Annotated in this window: 26 protein-coding genes and 1 tRNA gene; 14 read left to right on the top strand and 13 right to left on the bottom strand. The window is 56.4% G+C overall.

The window, feature by feature from the left end:
• Nucleotides 1-24: 24 nt before the first annotated feature.
• From AC2FHX_RS19785 to AC2FHX_RS19770, 4 genes are all read right to left on the bottom strand, one after another.
• On the bottom strand, nt 25-744 hold the full coding sequence (locus tag AC2FHX_RS19785; RefSeq protein ID WP_496703449.1) for an alpha/beta fold hydrolase: 720 nt from the start codon (nt 742-744) through the stop codon (nt 25-27).
• On the bottom strand, nt 741-2,282 hold the full coding sequence (locus AC2FHX_RS19780; RefSeq protein WP_142639703.1) for an ABC transporter permease: 1,542 nt from the start codon (nt 2,280-2,282) through the stop codon (nt 741-743). The genes AC2FHX_RS19785 and AC2FHX_RS19780 overlap by 4 nt, the downstream gene beginning before the upstream one ends.
• On the bottom strand, nt 2,279-3,334 hold the full coding sequence (locus tag AC2FHX_RS19775) for a quaternary amine ABC transporter ATP-binding protein (protein ID WP_142639705.1): 1,056 nt from the start codon (nt 3,332-3,334) through the stop codon (nt 2,279-2,281). The genes AC2FHX_RS19780 and AC2FHX_RS19775 overlap by 4 nt, the downstream gene beginning before the upstream one ends.
• Nucleotides 3,335-3,401: 67 nt before the next feature.
• Nucleotides 3,402-4,367 carry an ABC transporter substrate-binding protein gene (locus tag AC2FHX_RS19770; RefSeq protein WP_142639707.1) on the bottom strand — a complete coding sequence of 322 codons (966 nt, stop codon included), beginning with the start codon at nt 4,365-4,367 and terminating at the stop codon, nt 3,402-3,404.
• A gap of 254 nt (nt 4,368-4,621) precedes the next feature.
• On the opposite strand from AC2FHX_RS19770, the gene AC2FHX_RS19765 reads away from it, so the two are divergent.
• A complete protein-coding gene (locus tag AC2FHX_RS19765; RefSeq protein WP_496703452.1) occupies nt 4,622-5,521 on the top strand; it encodes a LysR family transcriptional regulator in 900 nt (299 codons plus the stop codon).
• A gap of 61 nt (nt 5,522-5,582) precedes the next feature.
• Here AC2FHX_RS19765 and cuyB read toward each other — a convergent pair whose 3' ends face one another.
• Both cuyB and cuyA read right to left on the bottom strand, forming a co-directional pair.
• A complete protein-coding gene (gene cuyB, locus AC2FHX_RS19760; protein ID WP_496703454.1) occupies nt 5,583-6,284 on the bottom strand; it encodes a cysteate racemase in 702 nt (233 codons plus the stop codon).
• Between the two features lie 3 nt (nt 6,285-6,287).
• Nucleotides 6,288-7,301, bottom strand: a complete 1,014-nt coding sequence (gene cuyA / locus AC2FHX_RS19755) for a D-cysteate sulfo-lyase (protein ID WP_496703456.1) — start codon at nt 7,299-7,301, stop codon at nt 6,288-6,290.
• A 122-nt stretch (nt 7,302-7,423) separates the two neighbouring features.
• On the opposite strand from cuyA, the gene AC2FHX_RS19750 reads away from it, so the two are divergent.
• Nucleotides 7,424-8,311 carry a LysR family transcriptional regulator gene (locus tag AC2FHX_RS19750; RefSeq protein WP_496691936.1) on the top strand — a complete coding sequence of 296 codons (888 nt, stop codon included), beginning with the start codon at nt 7,424-7,426 and terminating at the stop codon, nt 8,309-8,311.
• A gap of 766 nt (nt 8,312-9,077) precedes the next feature.
• Here AC2FHX_RS19750 and AC2FHX_RS19745 read toward each other — a convergent pair.
• From AC2FHX_RS19745 to AC2FHX_RS19730, 4 genes are all read right to left on the bottom strand, one after another.
• Nucleotides 9,078-9,154: transfer RNA gene (locus AC2FHX_RS19745), tRNA-Arg, on the bottom strand.
• A 64-nt stretch (nt 9,155-9,218) separates the two neighbouring features.
• Nucleotides 9,219-10,601, bottom strand: a complete 1,383-nt coding sequence (locus AC2FHX_RS19740; RefSeq protein ID WP_282022302.1) for an ATP-binding protein — start codon at nt 10,599-10,601, stop codon at nt 9,219-9,221.
• A gap of 18 nt (nt 10,602-10,619) precedes the next feature.
• Entirely contained in the window at nt 10,620-12,038 is a 1,419-nt protein-coding gene (locus AC2FHX_RS19735; RefSeq protein WP_496703459.1) for a dihydrolipoyl dehydrogenase family protein, read from the bottom strand.
• Nucleotides 12,039-12,040: 2 nt separating this feature from the next.
• Nucleotides 12,041-12,772 (bottom strand): TVP38/TMEM64 family protein, encoded by a 732-nt coding sequence (locus AC2FHX_RS19730; RefSeq protein ID WP_271952047.1) that lies wholly within the window; start codon nt 12,770-12,772, stop codon nt 12,041-12,043.
• Nucleotides 12,773-13,068: 296 nt separating this feature from the next.
• Here AC2FHX_RS19730 and rpmH point away from each other — a divergent pair, with 296 nt between their 5' ends.
• The 12 genes from rpmH to AC2FHX_RS19670 all read left to right on the top strand — a co-directional run bounded on the left by rpmH (nt 13,069) and on the right by AC2FHX_RS19670 (nt 23,567).
• Complete coding sequence (gene rpmH / locus AC2FHX_RS19725; RefSeq protein WP_005632162.1) at nt 13,069-13,203, top strand: 50S ribosomal protein L34; 135 nt, start codon at nt 13,069-13,071, stop codon at nt 13,201-13,203.
• A gap of 25 nt (nt 13,204-13,228) precedes the next feature.
• The gene (gene rnpA / locus AC2FHX_RS19720; RefSeq protein ID WP_496703460.1) at nt 13,229-13,654 is read left to right on the top strand and encodes a ribonuclease P protein component; all 426 of its coding nucleotides are present in this window, start codon (nt 13,229-13,231) and stop codon (nt 13,652-13,654) included.
• Entirely contained in the window at nt 13,651-13,887 is a 237-nt protein-coding gene (gene yidD, locus AC2FHX_RS19715; protein ID WP_281973741.1) for a membrane protein insertion efficiency factor YidD, read from the top strand. Before rnpA ends, yidD begins: the two co-directional genes overlap by 4 nt.
• Nucleotides 13,888-13,953: 66 nt before the next feature.
• Complete coding sequence (locus AC2FHX_RS19710) at nt 13,954-15,561, top strand: acyl-CoA dehydrogenase family protein (protein ID WP_281973742.1); 1,608 nt, start codon at nt 13,954-13,956, stop codon at nt 15,559-15,561.
• A gap of 44 nt (nt 15,562-15,605) precedes the next feature.
• Entirely contained in the window at nt 15,606-16,499 is an 894-nt protein-coding gene (ttcA, locus tag AC2FHX_RS19705) for a tRNA 2-thiocytidine(32) synthetase TtcA (protein ID WP_281973743.1), read from the top strand.
• A gap of 73 nt (nt 16,500-16,572) precedes the next feature.
• The gene (locus AC2FHX_RS19700) at nt 16,573-18,117 is read left to right on the top strand and encodes a putative bifunctional diguanylate cyclase/phosphodiesterase (protein ID WP_496703463.1); all 1,545 of its coding nucleotides are present in this window, start codon (nt 16,573-16,575) and stop codon (nt 18,115-18,117) included.
• A gap of 123 nt (nt 18,118-18,240) precedes the next feature.
• Complete coding sequence (gene yidC, locus AC2FHX_RS19695; RefSeq protein ID WP_496703465.1) at nt 18,241-20,070, top strand: membrane protein insertase YidC; 1,830 nt, start codon at nt 18,241-18,243, stop codon at nt 20,068-20,070.
• Nucleotides 20,067-20,804, top strand: coding sequence for an MOSC domain-containing protein (locus AC2FHX_RS19690; protein WP_496703467.1), 738 nt, complete (start codon nt 20,067-20,069; stop codon nt 20,802-20,804). Before yidC ends, AC2FHX_RS19690 begins: the two co-directional genes overlap by 4 nt.
• Nucleotides 20,801-21,454: a ribosome biogenesis GTP-binding protein YihA/YsxC gene (yihA, locus tag AC2FHX_RS19685; protein ID WP_142639735.1), complete on the top strand. Its 654-nt coding sequence runs from the start codon at nt 20,801-20,803 to the stop codon at nt 21,452-21,454. The genes AC2FHX_RS19690 and yihA overlap by 4 nt, the downstream gene beginning before the upstream one ends.
• Nucleotides 21,455-21,514: 60 nt before the next feature.
• Nucleotides 21,515-22,378: an acetylglutamate kinase gene (argB, locus tag AC2FHX_RS19680; RefSeq protein ID WP_142639737.1), complete on the top strand. Its 864-nt coding sequence runs from the start codon at nt 21,515-21,517 to the stop codon at nt 22,376-22,378.
• 20 nt (nt 22,379-22,398) lie between these two features.
• On the top strand, nt 22,399-23,073 hold the full coding sequence (locus tag AC2FHX_RS19675) for a ferredoxin (RefSeq protein ID WP_496703470.1): 675 nt from the start codon (nt 22,399-22,401) through the stop codon (nt 23,071-23,073).
• A complete protein-coding gene (locus AC2FHX_RS19670) occupies nt 23,070-23,567 on the top strand; it encodes a SixA phosphatase family protein (protein ID WP_271951999.1) in 498 nt (165 codons plus the stop codon). Before AC2FHX_RS19675 ends, AC2FHX_RS19670 begins: the two co-directional genes overlap by 4 nt.
• A gap of 47 nt (nt 23,568-23,614) precedes the next feature.
• On the opposite strand, the gene AC2FHX_RS19665 is transcribed toward AC2FHX_RS19670, so the two are convergent.
• From AC2FHX_RS19665 to AC2FHX_RS19655, 3 genes are read right to left on the bottom strand one after another with little or no spacing between them, the layout of a single operon-like run.
• A complete protein-coding gene (locus AC2FHX_RS19665) occupies nt 23,615-24,406 on the bottom strand; it encodes an amino acid ABC transporter ATP-binding protein (RefSeq protein ID WP_142639743.1) in 792 nt (263 codons plus the stop codon).
• Nucleotides 24,407-24,418: 12 nt separating this feature from the next.
• Nucleotides 24,419-25,723 carry an amino acid ABC transporter permease gene (locus AC2FHX_RS19660; RefSeq protein WP_142639745.1) on the bottom strand — a complete coding sequence of 435 codons (1,305 nt, stop codon included), beginning with the start codon at nt 25,721-25,723 and terminating at the stop codon, nt 24,419-24,421.
• Nucleotide 25,724: 1 nt separating this feature from the next.
• The gene (locus AC2FHX_RS19655) at nt 25,725-26,993 is read right to left on the bottom strand and encodes an amino acid ABC transporter permease (RefSeq protein ID WP_496691910.1); all 1,269 of its coding nucleotides are present in this window, start codon (nt 26,991-26,993) and stop codon (nt 25,725-25,727) included.
• Nucleotides 26,994-26,997: the final 4 nt, after the last annotated feature.

Below are 26,997 nucleotides of genomic sequence, written 5' to 3'. Positions count from 1 at the left end.
AACATTTTGGCTGCAGACAAGCTGTCAGGCGGTACAAAAATCTCGCAGTATCGAATTAAAGAGCCCCGGCTTCTCTAAATGCGTCGCGTGAGCACATCCAGGTATCACGGCGAGGTTGGCGTCGGGAATTGATTGCCACAATTGTTCGGTTTGGCTCCATGGATAGGTCCGATCCCGGTCACCCCAAATCACCAACGTACGGGTCATGATATCCGCCAAATGTTTGGCGCCGCTCCAACTTTCCATTGCGTCGAGCCCAATTAGCATGGTTTGCAGGCTGCATTGTTCTGCAATCATAGCACAGTCCTCATAGGCCGCAGCTTTTCCCCGATCAAGAAACCAGGTTGCCGCAATACGTCTGGCCGTGGCTCTTGGTCCTTCTGTATTGGCCCGATGCTTTGAGGTGTCGATTGTCTCAAACCGGCCGGGTAAAATGCCGATTGTTCCGGTTCCGTACAGCACCAACTGGTCGATGCGGTCGGGTGCACGGGCAACCATTTCCTGAACGATCATCCCGCCCATTGAATGGCCGATCAGGATAAACCGCTCAATCCCACGCGCGCTTAATTCTCTCAGCGCCCACTCGGCAAAGCCCGCAATACTGGCGGGGGCCTCGAGATGTGCGTTTTCACCAAATCCTGGTAGATCCAGGGCCACGACATTGAAACCGGCCAGAGCATCGACTTGCCCCAACCAATGCCGACTGCCGCCCAAAAATCCATGGACGAATACGACAGGTGTCATTTGCGCCCACCCTGTACAATGCGATCAAGGATCATGGCGCAGAAAAGGATCGCAAACCCGGCGAGGATGCCTTGGCCCACATTGGCATATTGCAACGCTTCCAGCACGTCCTCACCCAGCCCCTTGGCGCCAATCAGCGAGGCCACGACGACCATCGCCAGCGACAACATAATCGTCTGGTTGATCCCCGCGCGGATCGATGGGCTTGCTAATGGAAGATCTACCTTAGTGAGCAAGTACCACTTATTGGCACCGAAACTAATAGCTGCTTCGCGCACGCTTTCTGGTACACCACGCAGACCAAGAACGGTCAATCGTACCACCGGTGTGCCGCCAAAAATCATCGTGACCACAACCGCCGCTGGCTTTCCAACGCCGAAGAACGCAATCACAGGCACCATGAACACGAAGGCTGGCATGGTTTGCATGAAATCCATGATCGGCTGGATAAACGCATAGAACCGTGGGCGACGGGCAGCAAACATGCCGAGCGGAATTCCGATAACAATCGACAGACACGCCGCTGTCCCCAACAAGGCCAGCGTCGTCATGGCACCTTCCCAGAAACCCAGCAGGCCCATATAGGCCAGAAATGCGCCCGAATAGATCGCCGTGCTGATGCCCGCTGTCAGCCAGGTCAGCAGAATAATCAAGCTCGCAATCACGATCCATGGCGTCTGAACCAGTATGACCTCTAGCGCATCCAACAGAGTGCGGATGCCGAATGTCAGCCCATCAAAGAAGGTCTCGCTGTTGCGTACGCACCAGGCGATGAAATCTTCTACCCAAGTGATACTGGTCAGGCGGATGTTTGGGTCTGTCGGAAAATGGCTAAGCAGTGAAAAGCGCCCTGGGAAGCTGTAATGCAACATTGCCGCGGCGACGATTAACGCCATGAAGATTGCGCTGAACACGATCTGCGACACCGGCATGGCCGAACGGATCGAACGATCCGATAGCCACTCCGAGAAACGCGCCTCAAGCGCCCAGTTCGCCACCTGTGACTGTATGAATTTGATGATGATCAGTATGATCAGGCCGGTTAGAATGATGTAAGGACCTTCAGCTGCCATCGCCTCGGCCTCGGCACGGATACCCCCTATGTTTTCTTCAAGCGAGTCCACCGTTCGCTGATAGACATCGATCTTGTCCGAATTGTTTTCGATAGCCGCCGCCAATTGCTGACGGCGCAGTTCAAGCGTCCCTTCAATCGATGCAATACGCTCCATTGCCTCGGCTGCCAGATCGCCGAACAACCCTCGCGCAATCTGCACAAAGGCTATTGTTTCGAGGATCAGAAATGGTAACGCCCATGACCACAGACCTCGCGCACCGAACCAGACCGGACCAAACAATCCGGCCATCAGATTGAAAGTTGGTGTAAAGCGGGACGATGCACCAATCTTGTCGAAATTACGGATGTAGTAGTCAGGGCTGGTGCGCACAAATGTGCGAATGTTTTCACGCCGCTCTTCGGCATAGGCAAGGGCCGCTTCGCTTTCGGTATCTTCCAGCGGGTTCACATCAGAAATGCTCATGACACTTCGGTCCCTTCGATCACGGTGCGCAACAGATCGGCACGGGTTATGACGCCAACATCCACGCCGCCGTCCTCCACAAGGATTGCGCTACTGTTGTCGATCGCCAGATTGATCAGCGTGCTCAGATTTTCGTCTTCATTCACGCGCGGGGCATCCGACGGTAGCGGTCCATGGGCCGCAATATGTTCTGGAATTGGCCGCATGACCGCATGGGCGCGCACCACTTTGAGGCGCGAAATACCTGCAACGAAATCAGCCACATAGTCATCAGCGGGGTTCATGACGATGTCTTCGGCTGTCCCGATCTGCACCACCTTGCCGTCCCGCATGATGGCGATCCGATTGCCGATGCGGACGGCTTCATCAAGGTCATGGGTAATGAAGATTGTAGTCTTCTTGAGAATCTTGCTCAGCCGGATGAATTCATCCTGCAATTGTCGCCGGATCAGCGGATCAAGGGCCGAAAACGGTTCATCCATCAAAAGCACGTCGGGGTTGGCGGCCAAAGCGCGGGCCAGACCCACACGTTGTTGCATGCCACCGGACAGCTCGTGTGCGAACTTTGACCCCCAGGCGCCCAGTTCGACAATATCGAGAATAGCAGCAGCCTGACGCATGCGTTCATTCTTGCTGACCTGTCGGATTTCCAGTGGCATTGCCACGTTATCCAACACCGACCGATGCGGCATCAGCGCAAAGTTCTGAAACACCATACCTATTTTGTTGTTGCGAAACTGCTGAAGCTCTTTTGGCCCCAAGGCCATGACATCAGTGCCTTCGATTTCGATCTTACCAGCTGTCGGCTCCAGCAGTCGGTTGAAATGGCGAACCAGGGTGGATTTACCGCTGCCTGACAGACCCATGATGCAAAAAATCTCACCCCGGTTTACCGACAGGCTGACATCAGCGACACCGACAACACAGTTGTATTCGGCCAGCACTTGGGACTTGTCCAACCCGCGGTCGCGGATCGCCTGCAGCGCCACCTCGGGTCTGCCTCCGAAAATTTTCCAGACATTCGAAATTTCGATAACGGTGTCGTCGCTCATAGGTCCTCCAGAGATCTGCTTTTGGGTGGCGCCAGCAGATGCCGCCACCCTGTTTCTGGAAGTGGGATCAGAGACCCAGCCAAGCGTCGACGCGATCCGGGTTCGCTTCGACCCATTCGCGGGCAACCTCTGCCGGATCGCGACCTTTGCCGCTGATCTCATAGGCGAAACCGCTGACATCATCTGCAGTCAATGCGAAATTCGCGAAGAAATCTGCAATCGCAGGTGAGCGGTCTGGCAACGTATTAGACCATGCGATCTGGACGTTCTTCAGGGCGTCTTTGGTGGCTACACTGGATTTGCTATACCAATCCGGATCGTCCGATGGCTGCACCATCACGTATTTTGCCGGGTCGAACGTCGGCTCGCTCAGCATTTGAACGTCGAACATGTACCAGACCGCGTGTGGCTTATAGCAATAGAAGGCATAGCCCTCGCCTTTGGCGATGCTGTCTTTGATACGCGCGGTCTTCACGCTTTCTTCTGCACGCACGGGCTCGATGAAATCAAGCAGACCGTAGTCGCGCGTTTTCACCTCGTTCACATTGGCCGACGCCCAGCCGGGGGCGCCAATCCACATCTCACCCTTGCCGTTGCCATCGCTGTCCATCAGGGCGGCGACATCTGGGCGGCCCAGATCAGCTATGTCGGTGATATTGTTGGCCTCACCAAAGTCCTTGCTGACGCAAAAACCCTGATTGCCTTCGTAGGGGTTCGAGGACAATGTTACCGTACCGGCCTCGTCGACATACTTCTTGGTAAAGCTCTCCTGATTGGGCAGCCACACATCTGGATGCACGTCGATGTCACCTTTGCCCTGATCCATGGCTTGAAAGATGGTTGCATTGTTACCGGGCACATATTCAACCGTCCCGCCGATGCGCGTTTCAACAACGGCACCCAGAAGATGAGCGATTGCCTGCGCCCCGGTCCAAGACGGCACACCGATTTTAACCTCTTCCGCCGCGAATGCGGGCATCGCATAGATACCTACCGCCGCTGCCATACCAAATGCCTTTAGCTTGTTTCTCATGATAGTCTCCTCTGTTGAATTGCGCCGTATTTTGGCGTCGTTTTTTTTAGTCAATCTCATTCCCATCACTCGGCGGTGTCGTACAAAGTCGTCTCGGGCTGCGACTTCGGACGGAAGGGGAAAAGGGGGACAAACCGCCAGGCCCTAGCTTAAAGTCTAGAGCATGAGGTTTTCTGAGGGCCAATTCGAACATTTCATCAAACTATTCCCGTAATGCATAGTTTTGAGTATGCTCGACCAATGCTTCCTTGGAAATGCAGGTACACACATTGGATTTGAATTGGCTGCGCGACTTTGAATGCCTCGCCCGGACACTGAACTTCACCCGAGCCTCCGATGAACGTAACATCACACAATCCGCATTCAGTCGTAGAATCAAAGCGTTGGAGAGCTGGGTCGGGCTGCCTCTGGTCAATCGCGCCACCTATCCTGTTCAATTGACAGAAGCAGGTCAACAATTCTTACCGGTCGCGCTGGCGGCGATCTCACAACTGTCAGAATCCCGTCAATCGCTGCGGGATGCCGATCGTGGGGATAGCCGTTTCATCCGGTTTTCGGTCCTCCACACGATCGCGGTTAATTTTTTGGCAAGTCGCATCGAAGAGTTGCAGATGCAAATTCCCGATCTGCGCACTCGAGTATTGTCCGATTCCCTAAGCACCTGCTGTGACCTGTTGGTCGAGGGCGCAGTGGACATTCTTTTGTGTTACAATCACCACTCGGTTTCACCGATGATTGATGAAACCGCATTTGAGCGAAAAGACCTGTTAAAGGATCGTCTGGTGCCAGTGGCTACAGCTGATTCAGTGCGTGCCATGGGTTGGAGCCTCGCAGAGCAGGATGGCCCACCCATCCCCTATCTGGCATATGACCGTTCTTCGTTTTTGGGCATGGTTGTAGAAAATACCATAGACCGCAAACCCCTGAACGCCGAGACGATTTATGTTGATAGTCTGGTTGAGACAATCAAGAGACGCCTGATTACCGGAAGCGGCTTTGCCTGGATGCCCGAAACTGCGATTTCGCCAGAGCTGGACGCAGGATTGCTGGTGCCAATCGGCGATGACGCGTGGTGTGCCATCTTGACGATTTCCGCATTTGCCAATCCGGCGACCTTAGATCAGACAGCGCAACAGCTTTGGGACCAATTATGAACAAAGGTATCTGTTGACTTACAGATTGCCTCCGAACGCTGTGGCGCACTTATTCAATCGCCTAAACTTGCCCTGCGTGGGAAAATTCGACAATCGCCTGGACAAGCAGGTCAATCGTATCAATGGCATTGACCTCGGCCGCAACACTATCAGCGATAAGCGAGAATTCTGAGCAAGCCACAAGCTGCAGGTCTGCTCCTGCGGCAACAAGTTCTTTCGAGGCAACTCTTAGTGTTTCGCGCGCCTCTTCGCACGGACCGTCCGTCTTAATTTTCCGGATCGCTGCAAGCATCTTTTCATCACCTGCGGACCAAACCACCGACAGCCCGCGCCTGTGCAACGCTGTCTCGAATAGCTGCGTATGTCGTACGGCGGGCGAGGCAAGCATCCCGACACATCCCCCTGATCCGAGCGTCCCAGCCGCATGATCAGCCGTCAGTTCGACCACGTTCAGCAAGGGTATTTCCACGGAGTCCGTAATCGCCTTGGCATAGTGATGGGCGGTGTTGCACGGCATCGCCAGCGCTAAGGCTCCAGCATCTTCAAGCCGACGCGCCATAGCGGCAAGCGTCGGCCCCGGATTCTCTCCGACGCCCTCGAGCAGATGACGAACCCGCGACGGCACCTGCGGGTTCATGTCGATCAACAAAGGTATGTGGTCTTGGTCATCAGTTGCGGGTACGGCCGCCACCAGCTTGCGCTGGAGGAGGATCGTCGCTTCGGGGCCCATACCGCCAAGAATTCCAACCGGGCGCAGTGTCATGGTTCAGACAGTCACCCAGCGGTTTTGATGATCAAAGGCAAAATCATACCCCCCAAGGGCTGCGGCACCCCCTGTGTGCAGGAACACAATCCGTTCGCCGTTGAACTCACCCTTCCGTGCAAGATCAATCAGACCGGCTGCACCCTTGGCGGAATAGCACGGATCGAGAAGGATGCCTTCGAGCTCTGCAAACATCTGGATCGCCTCTATGCCGCTTGTCGTTGGCAGGCCATAACCCTCGCCGACATAGTCAGTATTGGCCTTCACGTCTTCGCGCTTGACCACACCTGCGCAGCCCAGTTTTTCAGCAGTTTTGCAGGCGAGGTCAAAAACCATCTGTTCTTGCTTGGGCTGAGGCGCCCTTGTGCCGATGCCCAGCACGGGCACCTGCGCATTCATGGCACACATGCCCGTCACCAATCCGGCCTGCGTTCCTGAAGAACCGGTTGCATGCACCAATCTGTCAATTTGCAAACCCCTGTTATTTGCTTGTGCCAACAGTTCAAAGGCCGCGTTAACATAGCCAAGCGCGCCGGTCGGGTTCGATCCGCCGCCAGGAATGACATAGACATTGTGCCCTTCAGCGCGCTTCTTTTCCGCTGCCTTTTCCATCTCACCCGGCATGTCGTGGCCGCCGGGAAACTTCTCGGTGGTTGCGCCATGCAAATGATCTAGCAGGACGTTGCCGTTCGTATTGTAGTTTCCATTTTGGTAACCGGTGCGATCCTCCAAAAGGATGTGACAATCAAGCCCCAGCTTGGCGGCAAATGCAGCCGTCTGCCGACCGTGGTTGGTTTGCGTGGCCCCTTGGGTCATCACCATGTCGGCGCCCTGCGCCTCGGCCTCAGCCATTAGGAATTCAAGCTTGCGCGTCTTGTTGCCACCGGTCGACATACCGGTGCAATCATCGCGTTTGATCCATATTTCGACCCCCAGCTCCTTTGACAATCGAGTCATGGGTTCAAGCGGTGTTGGAAGATGGGCAAGATGCAGGCGGGGAAAACGGGCAAGGTGCATGTAGTGGTTCCTAATATTTGCTTTTGTCAACTTACTACGCGCTGAGGCGCATTCCTAATTCGAACTTCGGTACATAAATTGCAGGAATTGCATGTTGTCACGAACTGCACTATCGATCCGCCATGCGTCTTGAGTGGATCGATGACATATTAGCCGTGCTTGATAGCGGCTCTCTCGCCCGCGCCGCTGAAAAGCGATTGCTGACGCAATCCGCGTTTACTCGGCGGGTGCGGCTTATCGAAGACAACATCGGCGCAACCCTGTTTGATCGCCGCCGCAAGCCAGTCTCTTTGATGCCAGGCGTGCGGGAACTGGAATTTGAATTACGTGAGCTCAGCACCCGGCTGCATAGGCTTCGACACACCTTAAAGACAGCGAGTGATCAGACAGGCAAATCGCTGTCTTTTGTTTGCCAACACGCGCTCACCACGACAATTTCGCCCGAAATTGTTCGTGTTTTAACTGAAGGTGGCGAAATCTCGGTTCGCGTGCGTTCAGGAAATCAAGACGAGTGCCTGATGCATCTGATTTCAAAAGAAGTTGATTTTGCCATCATGTATGCGGTGCCCGATGACAGTATTCAAGAACCCGCTAACGCGTTTGAAACCAAAACGCTCGGGATGGATACTTTGATTCCGGTCTGTGCGCCCACTGTGCGCACGCAAGTGACGGAAGACGTAATTCCTACAATCAGCTACCCGCCCGAAGTCTTTCTCGGGCAGGTCTATTCCAGGATGATTGCGCCGCGATTACCTGAAGGTAAAACCGCAGTACCCAGAGCTGAAACCGCACTTACGTTGGCCATACTACAATACGCCTTGAATGAAATCGGCATCGCGTGGTTGCCCCACTCTCTAGTGGCGACCCACCTTTCTGAGGGCGCGCTTGTGTGCATTGACGATGTGCTGCCCACACAGCTTCTGGCAATCAGAGTAGTCCGCTTGGCAGAATCTCAGCCAGATCATGCAGAGCAAATATGGAAACAACTTGAAGACATTTTCAGTTTCTAGTTTTCCCGCAGCACCCTCTATCCCAAATGGCAAGCCGCCCCTAATCAGAAGGGCTTGATTTTCCCTTACACACCCTTCGCCAGACCGAAAAAAACAAAGCCCACACGCAAAACGCTTCGTTATCGCAAAAAACTGCTACATCCTAAGCACCTGATCCTGGCAGCAGTCGTCTCTCGAACGTGCCCAGCTGCCAAAGAAGCGATACAAGCGAGTGGCCACTTTGACTGTTGTGGTTTTTGAAATTCGAATACGCGGCGAACGTCTGCTTCCCGCCCATTTTTTAGAAAAACAACGTGTTCTGGCGCAACGAGTTACGGCGCAGCCCACACCGTCGCACTTGTCTTGGGGCCAGCGGGATTTGGACTAGCCAAACGCCCCTGGCCATCAGGGGAAAGACGCTGCCTTCCCCCTCGGGCAACCCTATTAGACAGAACCGTGTCCTCGGCTGTACCTGCGGGCCGCGCCACCCCCGTCGAATAGCATTGCCTCGCACCTTCCCGCGTTCGCCACGTGGCAGATTAGCAGGAACAGGCAGCTTCGCTGTCAGACCTACAAATCAGCTCTGATTTTCCAAGAGGGGGGATCAGATCAAACCAAACTGTCTGCGGGAGTATGAAATGGGGGCGGCGTGCTAGTTGATGACGCAAAGGTCAAATTCAACTGATGTCCAACGTTGGGAGCGCCTTCTGATGTCGAACATTCACTGCTTTTCTGGTCCAACTATGACAGTTGGGTCAGGTTCGTGTGACGTTCAACAGGAAACCAGTGGCGGACCGAGGAGGATTCGAACCCCCGACCCCTTGATTCGTAGTCAAGTACTCTATCCAGCTGAGCTATCGGTCCGCGTTGGTGAGGCGCTATGTAGACCCGGCATTCGGGACGTGCAAGTCGATTCTGTAAAAATAATTCAAAAAGCCCCATCGCCCCGCGGGAGGCGAATTTCAAAGGTGGTACCTGTTGACCCTGTCTCGGTCAGAACAAGGTCACCCCCATGGCCCCGCAACAGTTCCTGTGAGATCGCTAAGCCCAGACCCGACCCGCCTTTGCGGACGCCACCCTGAAAGGGTGTGAACAGATTTTCACGCGCTTTGGCCGGCAGGCCCGGCCCTGTGTCGCTGATCTGAATACACCAGTTGGCGTCCTGCTCTTGCCCGGACAGGGTGATCCGACCGGGCTTTCCTGATGCAACCAGCGCCTGACGGGCATTTCGAACGAGGTTCATCATGACACGGAAAATCTGTTCAGGATCAGCTCGTACGACCAACTCTTCCGGCACATCATTGATGATCTCGACACAGGCATCGGCAACGGCAAGTTTCTCGCTAGCAACCACATCCTCGGCCACAATGCGGAGCGGAACCAGTGTAAGCGACGGTGCAGGTTCTTCAGCGCGGCCAAATGCCAATGTGCTTTCGCACAGGGTTACCGCTCGGGTGATCGAGTTCACCAGCTTAGGGGCCATGCGACGCACCAACGGGTCTTCGCTGGATTCGATCCGGTCGGTAAACAGCTGGGCCGAGGTCAGGATGTTGCGCAGATCGTGGCTCACCTTGGCCACAGCCCCGCCCAGCTGCGCCAGACGCTCGCGCTGTTTCAGGGCCTGGGTCAGTTCGGTTTGCAACTGTTTCAGCGCCTCTTCGGCCTCGCGCAGCTCGGTCACTTTGGAATCCGGTGAGATGATTCCACGGGCATCTTCGGGGGCGCTGGCATAGCGCTGCATATATCCGACAACGCTTTTGATGGGCTTTACCAGAACCACCCGAACCGCAAGAAACAGGAAAAAAGCCGTGATGATCGAAATCACAAATGACAGGCCCAGAATGCGTAACCCATAATCCGTCATCGCCATACGCAAAGGCATGCTGTCAGTCGTCACCTCAATCAGCAGACCTGCGCCTTTCACAGGCTCGCCAATTACCCGGATGACTTCATTTTCCGGCGTGAACAACCGCACGACAGCATCCCGGATCAAAACCCATGGTCGCGCGTCACGCAGGTCATAGGTCTTGCTGATCTGCCCTGGAATAGGAGAGGACAGCATCAACTGACGCATCTCGTCTCGCCGCAGAACCACGTTATAGACGCCCGCATTGGCCAGCAGTTCAGCCTCAAGGTCCTCGGCCAGCATATCATCGGCCAACAAAGCGAGCGATGCGATCTGAGCGCGCTCCAGCCGGTTCAGCAGGAAATCTTCGCGGAATCGCGCAATCGAAGGGACAAAAATCAGAACCTCGGCCAACATCACGAAGACCGTCGTCAGGATCAGAAATCGGCCTGACAGCGAGTTCACATTGCTCTCCCTTCCAGGTCAGGGCATCCAGCGCTGGACGAACCTGACTACGCGTTTAACCGTTTGATTCTCAAACAGCCTTGGAGAGAAATAAGCGCCCGCCACCCGTTTGTTAAGCTCTCCAATCGTCGGATAGGGCGAAACCATGGCGGCAACCTGCCCCATCTTCAGATTATTGGCCAGCGCCAGCGACCACAAGTTGATCAGCTCACCCGCCTGATGGCCAACAATTGTGGCACCCACAGGTCGGCCTTTGACGACCATGACCTTGATGAAACCATTCGTTTTACGCTCGGAAATGGCGCGGTCGTTGTGGTGATAGTCAAACCGCGCAATTTCCATCTTATCGCCATGCTCGGCGCGCGCCTGCACCTCGGTCAGGCCAACCTGCGCCAGCTCGGGGTCGGTGTAGGTCGCCCAGGGGATATGTGCGGTTTTCGCCTTGGAGGGCAGCCCAAACAGCGCCGAACGAATGATAATCCCCGCGTGATAGCCCGCCACATGAGTGAATTGCAGCCCACCCGCGACATCTCCGATCGCATAGACCCTGCGGTTCGTGGTGCGCAGGGTGTCGTCGACCTTGATGCCGGTTCGGATGGGCTCGATCCCGGCAGCGGCAAGGTTGAGGCGGTCGGTATTGGCCTTTCGCCCCGCAGCCAACAGCAGATGCGTGCCCGAGAAGATCTCGCCGTTCTCGGTCACCACTTCAACCGCGCCATCGGAGCCGCGAATCTGTGCCACCATCGCCTGTTCATGGATCGCAACGCCCTCGGCGCGCAAACTGTCCAGCACGACCTCTGCCGCCTCGGGGTCATCCTTGCCCAGCGCCTTTTGCCCTTCGATGACTGTGACCTTGCAACCGAGCCGAATATGCGCCTGTGCCATCTCCATCCCGATGGGGCCACCGCCGATGATCAGCAGATGATCGGGCTTGTCGCGCAAGTCGAAGACGGTCTCGTTGGTATAATACGGCACCTTGTCCAAACCGGGTATCGGCGGGACCAAGGGGGATGAACCTGTTGCAATCACAACCCGCCGCGCGGTGATCAGGTGATCCCCCGCCTGAACCTGTGTCGGAGAGACGAAGCTGCCAAATTCCCGGATCACCTTGACACCAAAGCTTTCGAACCGCTCTTGGCTGTCCATCGGCTCAATCTGCGCAATCACATCATGCACGTGGTCTTTGGCGGCGGCGTAATCCACCTGTGGCACCACATCCGCCACACCCAGCGCCGAGGCATGCGCCTGCCCATAGGCGGCCTTGCCGCTGGCAATCAGGGCCTTGGACGGGACGCAGCCGAAATTCAGACAATCGCCGCCCATCTTGTGACCTTCCAGCAGGATCACATCCGCACCCATCTGGCTCGCCCCCGCGGCGACCGACAGCCCACCTGACCCGGCCCCGATCACCAGGATATCGGATTTCAGTTCTTGCATGATCAGCTGTCCTTTTGGCCGCGCAGCGTTTTGATCAGAATGGGCAGAGCCGCCAGCACACACAAGCCGATGATGGGGCCGATGACAAAAGGCTCCCACAGCAGTGAGACATCCGGCGTTTCACCTCGGTCGAATACACCGCCCAGCCCGACGCCGATCCAAGTATAAACGATGCCACCGGGAATGATGCCCAGCGCCGTGGTGAACAGAAAGTTGCGGAACTTCACCCCCACCAGCGCCGGCACCAGATTGGCCACAAAGAACGGAACCACCGGGACAAGGCGCAGCAGGAACAGGACCGAGATCTCATTCTCGCGCAGGCCGTCCTTCAGCTTTTTGATCGTGCCTTCCGAGGCCTCAAGACGCGCCGTCAAGGACGCCCCCAACCCCCAGCGCGCCGCCAGAAAGATCACCGAGGCGCCGATGGTTGCTGCAAAAATGTTGAAGACCGTGCCTGCGAAAAGGCCAAACAGGAACCCTCCGGTCATCGATGCCACCGCAGCGCCGGGCAGCGAGAACGCAACGATGGCAATGTAAATCGCTATGAACGCACCTGCCATTGCCCAGTAATTGGCATCACGCCAACCCAAAAGGGCCTCTCGGTTGTCGCGCAGGGTTTCAAAAGTCAGGTATTCACCCAGTGTAAAGTAACCCACAGCGGCTACGGCAAGAATCACCAGCAAAGGAATATGTCGCGCAAGCCCGCTGCGCGGGGCCTGAGTTGTATCGCTCATAATGGTGTCCGGTTTTGTGCGTCTCATTCTGGCCTCAACATGCGACGTCACGCGCCCGGGCAACAGGGGCCTCACGCTGCCTTGATCTTTTCGACAGTGAATGTGAGGGTTTTGTGCCTAAAATCCGTATTTTTGAAATCTTTTAACGCGCGGGATTATAGAATTGTTGCAAAAGGCTGCAAAACCCCCACCAAGGGGTTTGACTTACCCCCCGCTTGGCAGTAGAGGACGGGCTTCGAACACCACGGGCAGGCGAATCCGCGCTGCACCCGACCGAATAGATTGGAGACGGAGCGATGAAACGCACCTATCAGCCTTCGAACCTGGTTCGCAAACGCCGCCACGGTTTCCGCGCGCGCATGGCCACCAAGGCCGGCCGCAAGATCCTGAACTCGCGCCGCGCACGTGGCCGCAAGTCGCTGAGCGCATAAACCGCTCACCGATCAGGTTATGAACATGACGCCGCCGGAGGCCCCTGAGGATGGTAAGAACCAACCTGGGGATACGCCCCCGGCGGCGTCCGTTTGCGCATCCAAAACATTGATCATCCTCAGGAAACGATCCGATTTCCTGAACGCCGCGCGTGCGCGTCGGCAGGGCACATCATCAATGATGGTGCAGGCGCGCAAACGCGCCAAGGGCGAGGCGGACGGGATTCGCGTCGGTTTCACCTGTTCCAAAAAGGTCGGCAATGCCGTGGCTCGCAACCGGGCCAAGAGACGCCTGCGCGAAGCTGCGCGCGCGGTACTGCCTGAGAAGGGGCAGGACGGCTGGGATTACGTGCTGATCGGTCGCGCCGATGTCACAGACGGACGCCCCTATGCGGCGCTGCTGGATGATTTGCGCTATGCTCTGCGTAAAGTGCATGCTGCGCGAAAATGACATTGCTCTCGCATATCCTTGCCTTACCCATTCGGGCGTACCGGTTGCTGTTCAGCCCTTGGGTCGGGTTCAACTGCCGCTATCAGCCTACATGCTCGGCCTATGCGTTGGAGGCACTGGAAAAACACGGTGCCATCAAAGGCACATGGCTGGCCGCACGACGGATTGGGCGCTGCCACCCTTTGGGTGGTGACGGGTATGATCCGGTTCCGGACCGTGAAGATCCCTCCTGACCCGTCGTCGGACTTGACCGGAGCGCACCTTCGCTGAACAGTTGTGCTGTTCAATTCGAGGGCCAGATGACATCTGACGCGCGCCATTCCCTACCCACGCATGACGTTCTGAACCAGCCGCCTGTGCGCGGAGATTTAGACCTTTGGGCCTCTGACCCAGTACTGCAAAATGTGGCAGGCGCGCGAAGCTCTATTCTTCGCAACTATGGTGCAGACCTTGGGCGTGCTGCAGTGAGAGACATGGCGCGCGAGGCCAATTTCCACTCCCCAGAACTTGTTCTGTTTGACCAAGGTGGACGCCGCCTGGATGAAGTGCGTTTCACTCATTCATACCATCACCTGATGCAACTCAGTCAATCATCCGGATACGCAGCCGTTGCCTGGTCTGACCTACCGAATGGTCACGCCACCCACGCCGCCATGGTCTACCTTGCCAGTCAGGTCGAACCCGGACATTGCTGCCCGCTGACCATGACTTACGCAGCCGTTCCAGCACTTGCGGCGAATGAAGAGATTGCCTCGATCTGGGTTCCCCGATTGACGGAATGGAACCACGATTCCTCTATCGCTCCTATCGCCTCCAAAAAAAGCGCCACGCTAGGCATGGCGATGACTGAGAAACAGGGCGGCTCGGACATTCGCGCCAATACCACGACGGCCACACGCGACGGAGATCACTGGCGGTTGCGCGGGCATAAATGGTTCTGCTCGGCCCCGATGTCCGACGGTTTCCTGACACTTGCCCAGACCCCCGGCGGTCTGACCTGTTTCCTTGTGCCCCGCTGGCTGGACGACGAACGCAACGCAATCCACCTGATGCGGCTGAAGAACAAGCTGGGCAATCGGTCCAACGCCTCGGCCGAGATTGAATACCATGATGCGCTGGCCTATCAGCTTGGAGATGAGGGCGCGGGTGTGCGCACAATCCTGGAGATGGTGCATCACACACGGCTCGACACTGCGATGGCCCCGGCAGGTTTGATGCGGGCGGCCCTCAGCGAAGCGCATCACTGGGTCAGCCATCGCAGCGCCTTTCAGCGCCGGTTGATTGACCAACCCCTGATGCGCATCGTTCTGGCCGATCTCGTGCTGGACTGGGAGGGGGCGCTGACACTGGGAATGCGTGTGGCGCAGGCTTATGACGGTCATACACCCGAGGATAAAGCCTTTGCCCGCATCGCTGTTGCACTCGCCAAGTTCCTCAACAACAAACGCTGTCCAGTCGTCGTGGTCGAAGCCATGGAGGTGTTGGGCGGCATTGGCTATGTCGAGGACACCCCCCTGCCCCTGCTCTACCGTGAAGCCCCTTTGAATGGCATCTGGGAAGGTTCGGGCAATGTGATCTGTCTGGATATCCTGCGCACCCTGACCCGCGACCCCTTGGCCGCCCAGGTCCTGCAGGCTGAGCTTGAGGCGGCAACCGGAGTGAACCGCCACTATGATGCGGCGCTGAGGGACCACCGCGCCCGCTGGACCAATATCCCACCCGAAGCCGAGGCGCGCTGGTTTGCGGAGCGCACCGCACAACTGCTGACGGCCTCTCAACTGATACGCCAAGCGCCCGGGCCGGTCGCTGATGGATTTGTGGCGTCTCGGCTGACAGGTAACAATGGCCGCATCCCCGGTTCGGTGTCCGGGCTGGATACTGGTGCCCTGCTTGCGCGGTTGGGCTGACCCGCACACTTGCCCGGATACGCCATCTGCTGTAGGGGCAGCGCATGTTTGACGAAGCTGACGATATCCATCCGCTGTTTGCCGGCGCGCCTTCGACCACCGAGTTCAAGAAGCTGCGCAAACGCATCGTGCGCCACACCCGCGAAGCCATCGAACAATATGGCATGGTGGACCCGTCCGCGCATGAGAAAGACGGCAAGCCACCCCGTTGGTTGGTCTGCCTGTCAGGCGGTAAGGACAGCTATACCTTGCTAGCGGTTCTGTACGAGCTGAAATGGCGCGGCCTACTACCGGTCGATCTGCTGGCTTGCAATCTGGATCAGGGCCAGCCGGGTTTTCCCGCTACCGTCCTACCCGAGTTTCTGGAACGCATGGGTGTACCGCACCGCATCGAATATCAGGACACTTACTCAGTCGTCATGGACAAGGTTCCCCAAGGCCGCACCTTTTGCGCGCTATGTTCGCGCCTGCGCCGTGGCAACCTGTACCGCATCGCGCGGGAAGAGGGCTGCACGGCCGTGGTGCTGGGTCATCACCGTGACGACATCCTTGAGACGTTTTTCATGAACCTGTTCCACGGCGGCCGTCTAGCAACGATGCCGCCAAAGCTGGTGAACGAAGAAGGCGACCTGTTCGTCTTTCGCCCCCTTGCCCATGTCGCCGAGGCGGATTGCGAGAAATTCGCCAATGCGATGAACTACCCGATCATTCCTTGTGACCTGTGCGGCAGCCAGGACGGGTTACAACGCCAGCAGGTCAAACAGATTCTCGATCAGTGGGAAAAAAACAGCCCCGGACGGCGGCAAGTGATGTTCCGCGCCTTAACCAATGCGCGCCCTTCGCACCTTTTGGACCCGAAATTGTTTGATTTTGTTAATCTTTCCATCAGTTCGAGCGAAAAAACTGAAAAAACGGATGATATTCCACAGCTGCGTTAACGAGTGACTCAGACTGATTTTCTACGGTTTGACCTGAGCGCAAGATGCTCAGGGTAAAGGCGAAGACGAACCGATGAGGAAATCTGTTTCCGTTGATCAATTTCTCGATACTCTCACCACGTATCTGAGTGGCCCGCCGGTGCTGGCCTTTGCTCCCGCCATTTCGCTTGCGGCTTTCTGGATCGGTGGAGAACGTGCGCTTGTCGTTGTGGCACTGAGCCTACCGTTGCTGATCGTCGCCTTCGCCTCAGTCAGACGCACGCAAACTGCACGCATCTCTCCACTGCACCAACACGGAAGACTGGCGCCAACGGATAAGTTTGCCGCCGAACTTGAGAATTTCTTTGACCGTACCGATCACGATAACATGGGATCGGCTTGTATGATTATAGCCTTAGACGGGTTCACAGAATTTGTTGACCTGCACGGAAATGCGGCCGCGACCCATCTGTCCAGCCAATTTTGTGACCGCATCTTCTCGGTCATTCGAACCGGCGATATTGCGACACGATTAGACGAGTGCAGAATAGCTATCGGCCTGCGCCCGTCACAGCATCTCGATCTCGAAGCCTGCATTCAGATGTCGGGCCGCATCCAATCCGCCGTTGAAGAGCCGATCACCCTAAACGGCACCACTGCCTATGTCTCGTGTTCAATCGGTTTTTGCCTGCAATCCGCAACTCGCGGATCCGGGTTTGAAAATTGGATTGATGCCGCATCTGCTGCGCTATGCGAAGCTCAGCGTAATGGGCCCTCAACGATCCGCGCCTTTTCAAACGAAACCCGCCGTAGATCCAATATCAGGGCCAACCTTCGCAAAGAGTTCGAGGCTGCGCTGGACAACGGACAAATCCGCCCCTGGTTTCAGCCTCAGGTTTCCACAGATACAGGGCGGGTTACGGGGTTTGAAGCCCTGGCCCGCTGGGAGCACCCGCAAAAAGGCATCTTGAACCCACAGATATTTCTGCCTTTTGCCGAACAGGCCGAGCTGATGGAGAGGCTTGGCCAGACGATGCGGCATCATGCATTCTCCGCGATGTGCGACTGGGGCCGGAACGGGATTCACGTCCCACGAATCGGAATCAACTTTTCTTCGGACGAGCTACGAGACCCCGCTCTGCTGGACCGATTGAAATGGGAAATGGACCAAAACGACCTGACGCCCGACCGACTGGCTGTCGAAATTCTGGAAACCGTGTTTTCGCGACGTCCGGACGATGTGATTACCCGCAACGTGACCAGCCTTGCAGCACTTGGCTGTTGTATCGATCTGGATGATTTCGGCACTGGACATGCCTCGATCGCCTCGATCAAACGGTTTGATGTGACGCGGATCAAGATAGACCGAACTTTTGTGGCCAAGGCGGACAGTGATGCATCGCAACAACAATTGGTCAGTGCAATTCTGACTATGGCCGAAAGGTTGAATGTCGAAACACTCGCCGAGGGTGTTGAAACCACCGGTGAGCACGCGTTGATGGCACAGCTTGGTTGTGACCACGTTCAAGGCTTTGGCATTGGCAAGCCCATGCCGTTCGAAAAGACCATGGATTGGATCTCGGCACACCAGAACAAAGTCAAAGGCATTCCCAAGATTGGAAGGCAAGCGGGTTCCTGATCGCAGGTTTTCACCACAAAAGCCCAATCTGGAACCATAAGGCGGGCGAATCCGCTTGACCTTTGGGGCTGCACTCTGTTGAACCCACCGGGTGTGTTTCACTGCTTAAGGTGGCTGTCCCAGATGGACGATCAGAACAAGAATCTCATCCTCGCAACCGCGCTCAGCTTTGTCGTGATCCTGGTTTGGTTCGTGCTGTTTCCACCGCCCGAGCAGACCACCATTACTGATCAGGCTGAAATCAGCGCCATCGAAAGCGATGAGGTTCAGACCCCCAGCGCCTCGAGCGCGGGCACCGTAGGCGAAGCCACGGCGAGCGCAGAAGAAACGCTGCCCGGGTCCGAGGCCGCGCGGATCAAGATCGACACGCCCCGCCTTGAGGGCAGCCTGTCGTTGTCCGGTGGCCGCATCGATGAATTGTACCTGAAGGATTATAAAGTCTCGATCCAGGACGACGCACCGATTGTCGAACTGTTCTCTCCGGTCGGATCTGAATCTGCATATTATGCGCTCTACGGATGGGCGCCTGGCGCTGGTGTCACCGGCACGGACGTACCCGGGCCGAACACGGTCTGGATCGTCGAAAATGGTGAAACACTTGGGGTGAACGCTCCAGTTACGTTGAAGTGGGAGAATGGCAATGGCCTGACCTTCCGCCGTACCATCTCGGTAGACGAGAACTATATGTTCGAAGTCACACAAGCGGTGGAAAACAACACACAAGCCGAGGTCGGCATGGCGCCATATGGCATCCTCGCCCGCCATGGCATCGGCGAAGATGGCGACCTGCCCGGACTGAAGAATTTCTTCATCCTGCATGAAGGCGTGATGGTCATGGCCGACGGTGTTCTGGATGAAATCGACTATGGCGATGTGCGCGACTTTGATATTGATCCGAACGAACGGGCGCAAGCCGAGGTCTTTCAGGTCAAAGACGGTGGCTGGGTCGGCTTTACTGATCACTATTGGATGACCACCCTGATCCCGGCTGAGGGCACGACCTTCAAGGCAGCAGCCAAATACGATGCCCGTCGCAAGATCTATCAGACGGAAACTGTACTGCCGACATTGCTTGTCGCACCTGGGGCTACTGAAGAGGTCACAACCCAGCTGTTTGCCGGTGCCAAAGAATGGGAAACCATTCGTGAATATCAGGCCGAAGGCGTTCAAAAGTTCATCGACAGCATCGACTGGGGCTGGTTCTATTTCCTGACCAAGCCGATCTTCTGGCTGCTGCACAACATTAACGCCCAGATCGGCAACATGGGCTGGTCGATCATCGGCCTGACCCTGATCATCAAGGCGATCTTGTTCCCGCTGGCGTTCAAGTCCTATGTCTCGATGGCGAAGATGAAGGAACTGCAGCCGCAGATGGAGGCCCTGAAAGAGGCCGCTGGTGACGATCGTCAGAAAATGCAGCAAGGTATGATGGAACTGTACAAGAAGGAAAAGGTTAACCCCGCCGCGGGCTGTTTGCCGATCCTGATGCAGATCCCTATCTTCTTCTCGCTGTATAAGGTGATCTTTGTCACCATCGAACTGCGTCAAGCACCGTGGTTTGGCCCGTTTCAGGATCTCAGCGCACCGGATCCAACGTCAATCATGAACTTCTTCGGCTGGCTGCCTTGGGCCGGGCCGCAACCTGACACCCTTATGGCGCTGATCTTCATCGGCATCCTGCCACTGTTGCTGGGGATTTCGATGTGGCTGCAGCAGAAGCTGAACCCGGCACCAACAGACGCGACACAGGCAATGATCTTTGCCTGGATGCCCTGGGTCTTCATGTTCATGCTCGGTGGGTTTGCCAGCGGCCTTGTGGTGTACTGGATCGCGAACAACACGATCACCTTTACCCAACAGTATCTGATCATGCGCAGCCAGGGTTATAAACCGGATGTATTTGGCAACATCAAATCCGGTTTCAAGCGCGCCGCTAAGACGGATGACAAATGACGGCTGAAGTCACCCATATTTGGCGGCATCCTATGAAAAGCCACGGCCACGAAGCCGTGCAGACCGTGACAGTGACCCCCGGGCAGACAATGCCCGGGGATCGCGTTTGGGCAGTTGCGCACGAAGCGTCAAAAGCCGATGGCACGAAATGGGTACCCTGCGTCAATTTCAGCCGAGGGTCAAAAGCCCCAAACCTGATGGCCATTTCCGCCAATCTGGACGCGAATCTGCTGACCCTGACTCATCCCGATCGCCCCGATCTAACCTTTGACCCGGATCGGGAACAGGACGTTTTTCTGGATTGGGTGCGCCCGCTGATGCCCGCGGACAGGGCGGCATCTGCCCGGATCGTTCGGATACCAGGGCGTGGGATGACAGACAGCGATTTCCCGTCAATTAGTCTGTGCAACATGGCCTCTCACCGGGCGGTTGAACAAAAACTGGGGCATGACCTGTCAATCAAACGCTGGCGCGGTAACATCTGGTTCGATGGCCTGCCCCTATGGGAAGAATTCGACTGGCTCGACCGCGAGTTGCAAATCGGTGAGGCCGTGTTCCGCGTCCGCGAGCGGATTGTGCGCTGTTTGGCGACCACTGCGAACCCGGATACCGGCGACCGCGATGCCGACACTTTGGGCGCGCTGAACAGCTGGGGCCATCAGGATTTCGGCATCTATACCGAAGTGGTTCGCGGCGGGGTAATCTCGGTCGGTGACAAGGTGATACCGTTATGAGCACCCTACCCTTCCCTCTGGCCCAAGATCCCGATGAATTCTCGTTGGAGCGCGGGCGCAAGCTGTTTGCGGGCCCGTCCGAGTTTGTCAAAGGTGTCGTCGCCATGAGTGGGCTGCCCGACCCTGACCGGCTTGAGGTCTGCTTTGCGGGCCGCTCCAATGTTGGCAAGTCCAGCCTGATCAACGCGCTGACCGGCACCAAGGGGCTGGCGCGTGCATCGAACACGCCGGGCCGCACGCAGGAAATCAACTTTTTCACCCAGGGCCCAGAGCTATATCTGGTCGACCTTCCCGGCTATGGCTATGCCAATGCGCCGGTTAAGGTGGTGGAAAAGTGGCAGCGGTTGCTGAAACAATATCTCAGTGGCCGACAGACCCTGCGCCGGGCCTTTGTCCTGGTTGACGCGCGCCATGGGGTAAAGCCTGTTGATGCCGAGATTATGAAGCTGCTGGACACCAGTGCCGTAACCTTTCAATGCGTGCTGACCAAGGCAGACAAGGTCAAGGCCAATGAACGCGAAAAGGTTCTGAACCAGGTCCGCTCGGCCCTGTCAAAACACCCCGCCGCTTTCCCCGAAATCGTGCTGACGTCGTCCGAAAAAGGGGATGGTATCCCAACGTTGCGCTCGATCATCACGCATCTGGAATAGCTTGGCCCTTGGCAGCACCTTTCAAAGGCCCTAACACGGTGGGCCAGAGGGACCTTAGCCATGAAGACAAGAGATATGAACCGGGATTGGATCGCCACCGCCGCCACATTGAACAGCGCACTGCCCTATCTGCAGCGCTATGACGGGGCCATTGTCGTCATCAAGCTGGGCGGACACGCCATGGGCAGCGATGAAGCGATGGAAAGCTTTGCCCGTGACGTGGTTCTGATGCGCCAGGTGGGCATCAACCCGGTTGTGGTACATGGCGGCGGTCCCATGATCAACGCGATGCTGGATAAGCTCGATATCCAATCCGATTTCGTGAACGGTAAGCGTGTGACGGACAAGGCGACTGTCGAAGTGGTCGAGATGGTCCTGTCCGGCCTCGTGAACAAACGCATTGTTCAGGCCATCAACGGACAGGGAGGGACTGCGGTTGGCCTGTCGGGCAAGGACGCCAACCTGATGATCTGTGATCAAACCGATGCTTCGCTGGGGTTTGTTGGCTCTCCTTCCGAGATGAAACCCGAAATCCTGCACGATCTGTTTACGCATGACGTGATCCCGGTAATTGCGCCTCTGGGCGCTGGGCGCGAAGGTGAGACGTTCAACGTCAACGGTGACACCGCCGCCGGTGCCATCGCCTCGGCCTTGAAGGCAGACCGTCTGCTGTTGCTGACCGACGTATCAGGCGTCAAGAACGCTGCCGGAGAGGTCGTGACCGAGCTAAAAGCCGGTCAGATCCGCGAGATGACCCTGGACGGGACCATCGCAGGCGGAATGATCCCCAAGACCGAAACGGCGCTGGACGCACTACATAGTGGGGTACGGGCCGTAGTCATACTGGATGGGCGCGCGCCCAATGCGGTGCTACTGGAACTGTTCACCGAACACGGAGCTGGGTCGCTGATCCGACCCGATTGATCGACTGCGACGGAGGTGACATGACAGAACAAACCGCACCTTCCCCGAACATTTATCAACGTGTCGACAGCGCGGCAGCTGAGGTTGGGCTTATCGTGATGGGTGCATTGCATCCTGGGCGCGCTAATGCCAAGCACTTGGACAGCGGCACCCTGATCCTGCTAGGTGCAGGGCCTACGTTCTGGCCTGTTTTGAAATCAGCCCCTGAATGGCAAGGTCCCGACCCTGTTGACCGGTGGTCGTACCGCGTCGTCAATCAGATGGCGCAGGATTTGGGGGCGCAAGCCTATTTCCCATTCGGTGGCCCACCCTATGTGCCGTTTATCGACTGGGCGCTGAAATCGGGGCGTACATTCAGCAGCCCTGTTGGCGCCTTGGTGCATGACACGGTCGGTATGATGATCTCGTATCGCGGCGCGCTGCATTTTGATCAGGAATTCGAGATTCCCGGTGCCCATAACTCATCGCCCTGTGTTACATGCGATGCCCCTTGCGCTCAGACCTGCCCAGTCGGGGCCCTGAACACCCACAGCTTCTATGACGTTGAGGCCTGCCACGGGCATCTGAACACAGAGCAGGGCCAAACCTGCATGACCGGTGGCTGCCTTGCGCGCCTGGCCTGCCCTCTCAGCCCCGGGGCCGGGCGGGACCCAGAACAATCCGCCCACCACATGAGGTCTTTTCACCCGTCATGACTCGCACCCTGATCCTGACCCGCCATGCCAAATCCAGTTGGGATGAGCCGACGCTCAGCGATCATGATCGGCCACTGAACAAACGTGGACGCTGCTCCGCACCTGCTGTGTCCGGCTGGCTACTCAGGAATGGCTGGCTACCGAATGAGGTGCTCAGCTCTACCGCCCTCAGAACCCGCGAGACGTGGGATCGAATGGGGCTGCAGGCTGATCTGATCCAGTTCGAACGCTCGCTGTATCTGGCCGGTCCCGATCTTATGATGCGGGCCCTATCACAGGCTTCTGGCCAAACCGTGCTGATGCTGGGCCACAACCCCGGGATCGCTGAATTCGCCAGACAGCTTGTGCGGCAGGCGCCAGATCACGGCCGTTTCGATGACTACCCGACCTGCGCAACAACAGTCATACAGTTCGAGATCAACTCCTGGGCCGCGCTTCGGTGGCACAGTGGGGATGTCTTGGGGTTCGTCATTCCACGCGAGTTGCCGGAATAAAAAAGGCGGGGCAAAAACCCCGCCTTTCAAGGTTCTTCCGATCGGGATCAATGGCCCAGAATCTGGCTCAGGAACAGCTTGGTCCGCTCGCTTTGCGGATTGTTGAAGAACTCTTCTGGTTCGTTCTGTTCCACAATCTGACCGGCATCCATAAAGATCACGCGGTTGGCGACCTGACGGGCAAAACCCATCTCGTGGGTCACACAAAGCATGGTCATGCCTTCTTCGGCCAGCTCGATCATAGTGTCGAGCACCTCTTTGATCATCTCAGGGTCCAGCGCCGATGTAGGTTCGTCGAACAACATGATCCGCGGCATCATGCAGAGCGAACGGGCAATCGCAACACGCTGCTGCTGACCACCCGAAAGCTGGCCAGGATACTTGTCGGCCTGTTCTGGGATTTTCACCTTCTCTAGGAAGTGCATCGCACGCTCTTCAGCCTCTTTCCTGGGCGTCTTGCGCACCCAGATCGGGGCCAGCGTACAGTTTTCCAGAATGGTTAGATGCGGGAAGAGGTTGAAGTGCTGGAACACCATCCCGACCTCGGACCGGATCTTGTCGATGTTTTTCAGGTCATTCGACAGTTCCGTCCCATCCACCATGATCGTACCTTGCTGGTGTTCCTCCAGCGCGTTCAGACAGCGGATCAGGGTGGACTTACCCGACCCTGACGGCCCCGCGATAACAATCCTCTCGCCCTGATTGACGGTCAAATTGATGTCGCGCAGCACATGGAAAGACCCATACCACTTGTTCATGTTGTTGATTTCGATGGCGACCTCGTCGCTCACCTGCATCTTGGATCGGTCGATTTCGCGGTCTATTGCAAGTTCAGACATGTGTTGAACTCCTTAACGATGGCCAGTCTGAAGCTTGCGCTCCAGATACATGGAATAACGGGACATGGAGAAGCAGACGACGAAGAACAGCGCGCCGATAAAAGCGAACAGTTCCCAGTAGATGCCGTTCCAAGCGGTATCAGCGCGGATCGCGTTGGCAAGGCCAAGCACGTCGAACAGTCCGATGATCGACACCAGAACCGTATCCTTGAAGATCCCGATGAATGTGCTCACGATGCCCGGAATTGAGATTTTCAGGGCTTGCGGCATGATGATCAAACGCTGTGCCTGCCAGTAGTTCAGGCCCAAACTGTCGGCGCCCTCGTACTGACCGCGTGGCAATGCAGCCAGGCCACCCCGGATCACTTCGGCCATATAGGCGGCTGAGAACAGGGTCATCATGATCATCACCCGCAGGATGATGTCAAAATTGGTGCCTGGTGGCAGGAACAGGTTCAACAGCAGCGAGGCCACGAACAGTAGCGTGATCAGCGGTACGCCGCGAATGAACTCGATAAAGCCCACACACATGTATTTGACGATAAGAAGGTCCGACTGACGGCCCAGCGCCAACACGATACCAATCGGCAGCGAGACACCGATGGCCACAACACCCAGCAGGATCGCCAGCATGAAACCACCGAACTGACGACTTTGCACGGCTTCGATACCGATCGGCAGGATCGAATCCATGGCACCAACGAAGTAGCTAGATAGAAACAGCCACCAGATCAACGCAGCCACTGCACCACCGATCATCCCGAGCAATTCGCTTTGTTGCTTGCTGACGACGGTGTAGACGGCCCAGCCGGCAACAAATCCAAGTGCCGCCGACAATGGCCCCCAGATGGTACCACCCCACATCAACCAAGGCATCAGGAAGGGGTAGATCGCGCTAAAGATCAGCAACTTGCTCGGAACACGGTCCGAATACAGCACTGGTGCCAGAGCAACCAGCAACAGAACAAGCGCCAGAATCGGCCGCCAGTACAGATGGCTCGGGTAGAATCCGAACAACAGCTGCAGCCAGCGATCATTGATGACAGCCCAGCAAGCATGACCATGGGTGTCTCCCCAGGTTGCCATCATGATCTCACGGCACTCAGTCAGTGAATTGGCATTCCAGACGGATTGGAACGTCCATGGCAGAACGCCCGACAACACATAGTAGATCGCATAGAGCGAAACCAAAGTCAGGATCGAATTGAACCAACCAGAAAACAGATTGTGCTTAACCCAACCTACTATTCCCACTTCGGACGCTGGTGGCGCTTTCTCCGGCAACATTTCCGCGCGGACAAATGAAACATCACTCATATTACCGCTCCACCAATTTGACACTATTGTTGTACCAGTTCATCACTGCCGAGATGCTCAGCGAGATGCACAGATAGACCAGCATCAGCAGTAGAACGCATTCCAGCTCGCGGCCGGTTTGGTTCATGGTGATGCCACCCAGGGTACCTGTGATATCCATATATCCCACCGCAATCGCCAGAGACGAGTTCTTGGTCAGGTTCAGGTAGTTCGAGATCATTGGCGGGATGATCACGCGCAACGCTTGCGGCAGGATCACCAGACGCATAATCCGGCTCGGGCGTATACCCAGCGCTGCGGCGGCCTCGGTCTGCCCCTTGGAAATGGCGAGAATTCCGGCCCGCACGATCTCAGCGATGAAAGCTGCAGTGTAAAGGGACAGGGCCAACCACAATGCGATAAGCGAGTTCCGCAAATGGGTGCCGCCTTTGAAGTTGAACCCTTTCAGTTCCGGGTATCCCAAATGGAATCCCAACGCAGTCAGCAGGATCAACATCGGCACAAACAGTATACCCAACTGAATGTGCCAGATGGTTGGGCGATCACCAGTTGCTTCCTGTTTTGCAGCGGCATTAGCGGATACTTTGCGCATCACAAAAATGCTGCCCGCCAAAACGACCAGAAAGGCGACCAGATCCAATGAAATGTCGAAGCGTAAGCTGGACGCACCAAACAAGTGGATATCGCCAAGACTGCGTGAAAACAGGAGCTCTGGGATATAGACACCGCGATTGGTGACGGCGACAGAGTTGAAAAAATCCATCGTGGCCGTCGGGGTTTCACCTCGGAATGCATTGGGTGCCGGTAAACCTTCGATCAGAATGGCCATAGCCAGAACGATCCAAAGCAGCACAGGCACGTTACGGAACATCTCGACATAAACAGTCATGATCCGCGCGATCAACCAGTTGTTTGAAAGCCGTAATACACCAACGAAAACACCGATAATCGTCGCCGTGATACAGCCGAGAACTGCAACAACAAGTGTGTTTAGCAATCCGATAAGCCCAGCACGCAAGTGGCTGTCTCGAGAATCGTATTCCAGCAGGCGTTGGTTGATATCGTAACTTGCAGGTTCGCCGAAGAACCCGAATTCTACGGGTTTACCAAGTGCTTCGAGGTTCTGAATGGTGTTGGAAATGATCCAGGCTGCCAAAAGCATGAAACCGATCATTGCAATGACCTGGATGGTCGCAGATCGGTACCGCGTATCGTAAAGGAGCATGGACAGCCGGAACTGCTCCTTTGGCGGGTCAGTGAGAGTCGACATGACC

It is taken from the genome of Ruegeria sp. CDSC042, from assembly GCF_059610745.1.
Note: the sequence above shows the minus strand (reverse complement) of the source record. Positions and strands in the feature narration are given on the sequence as shown.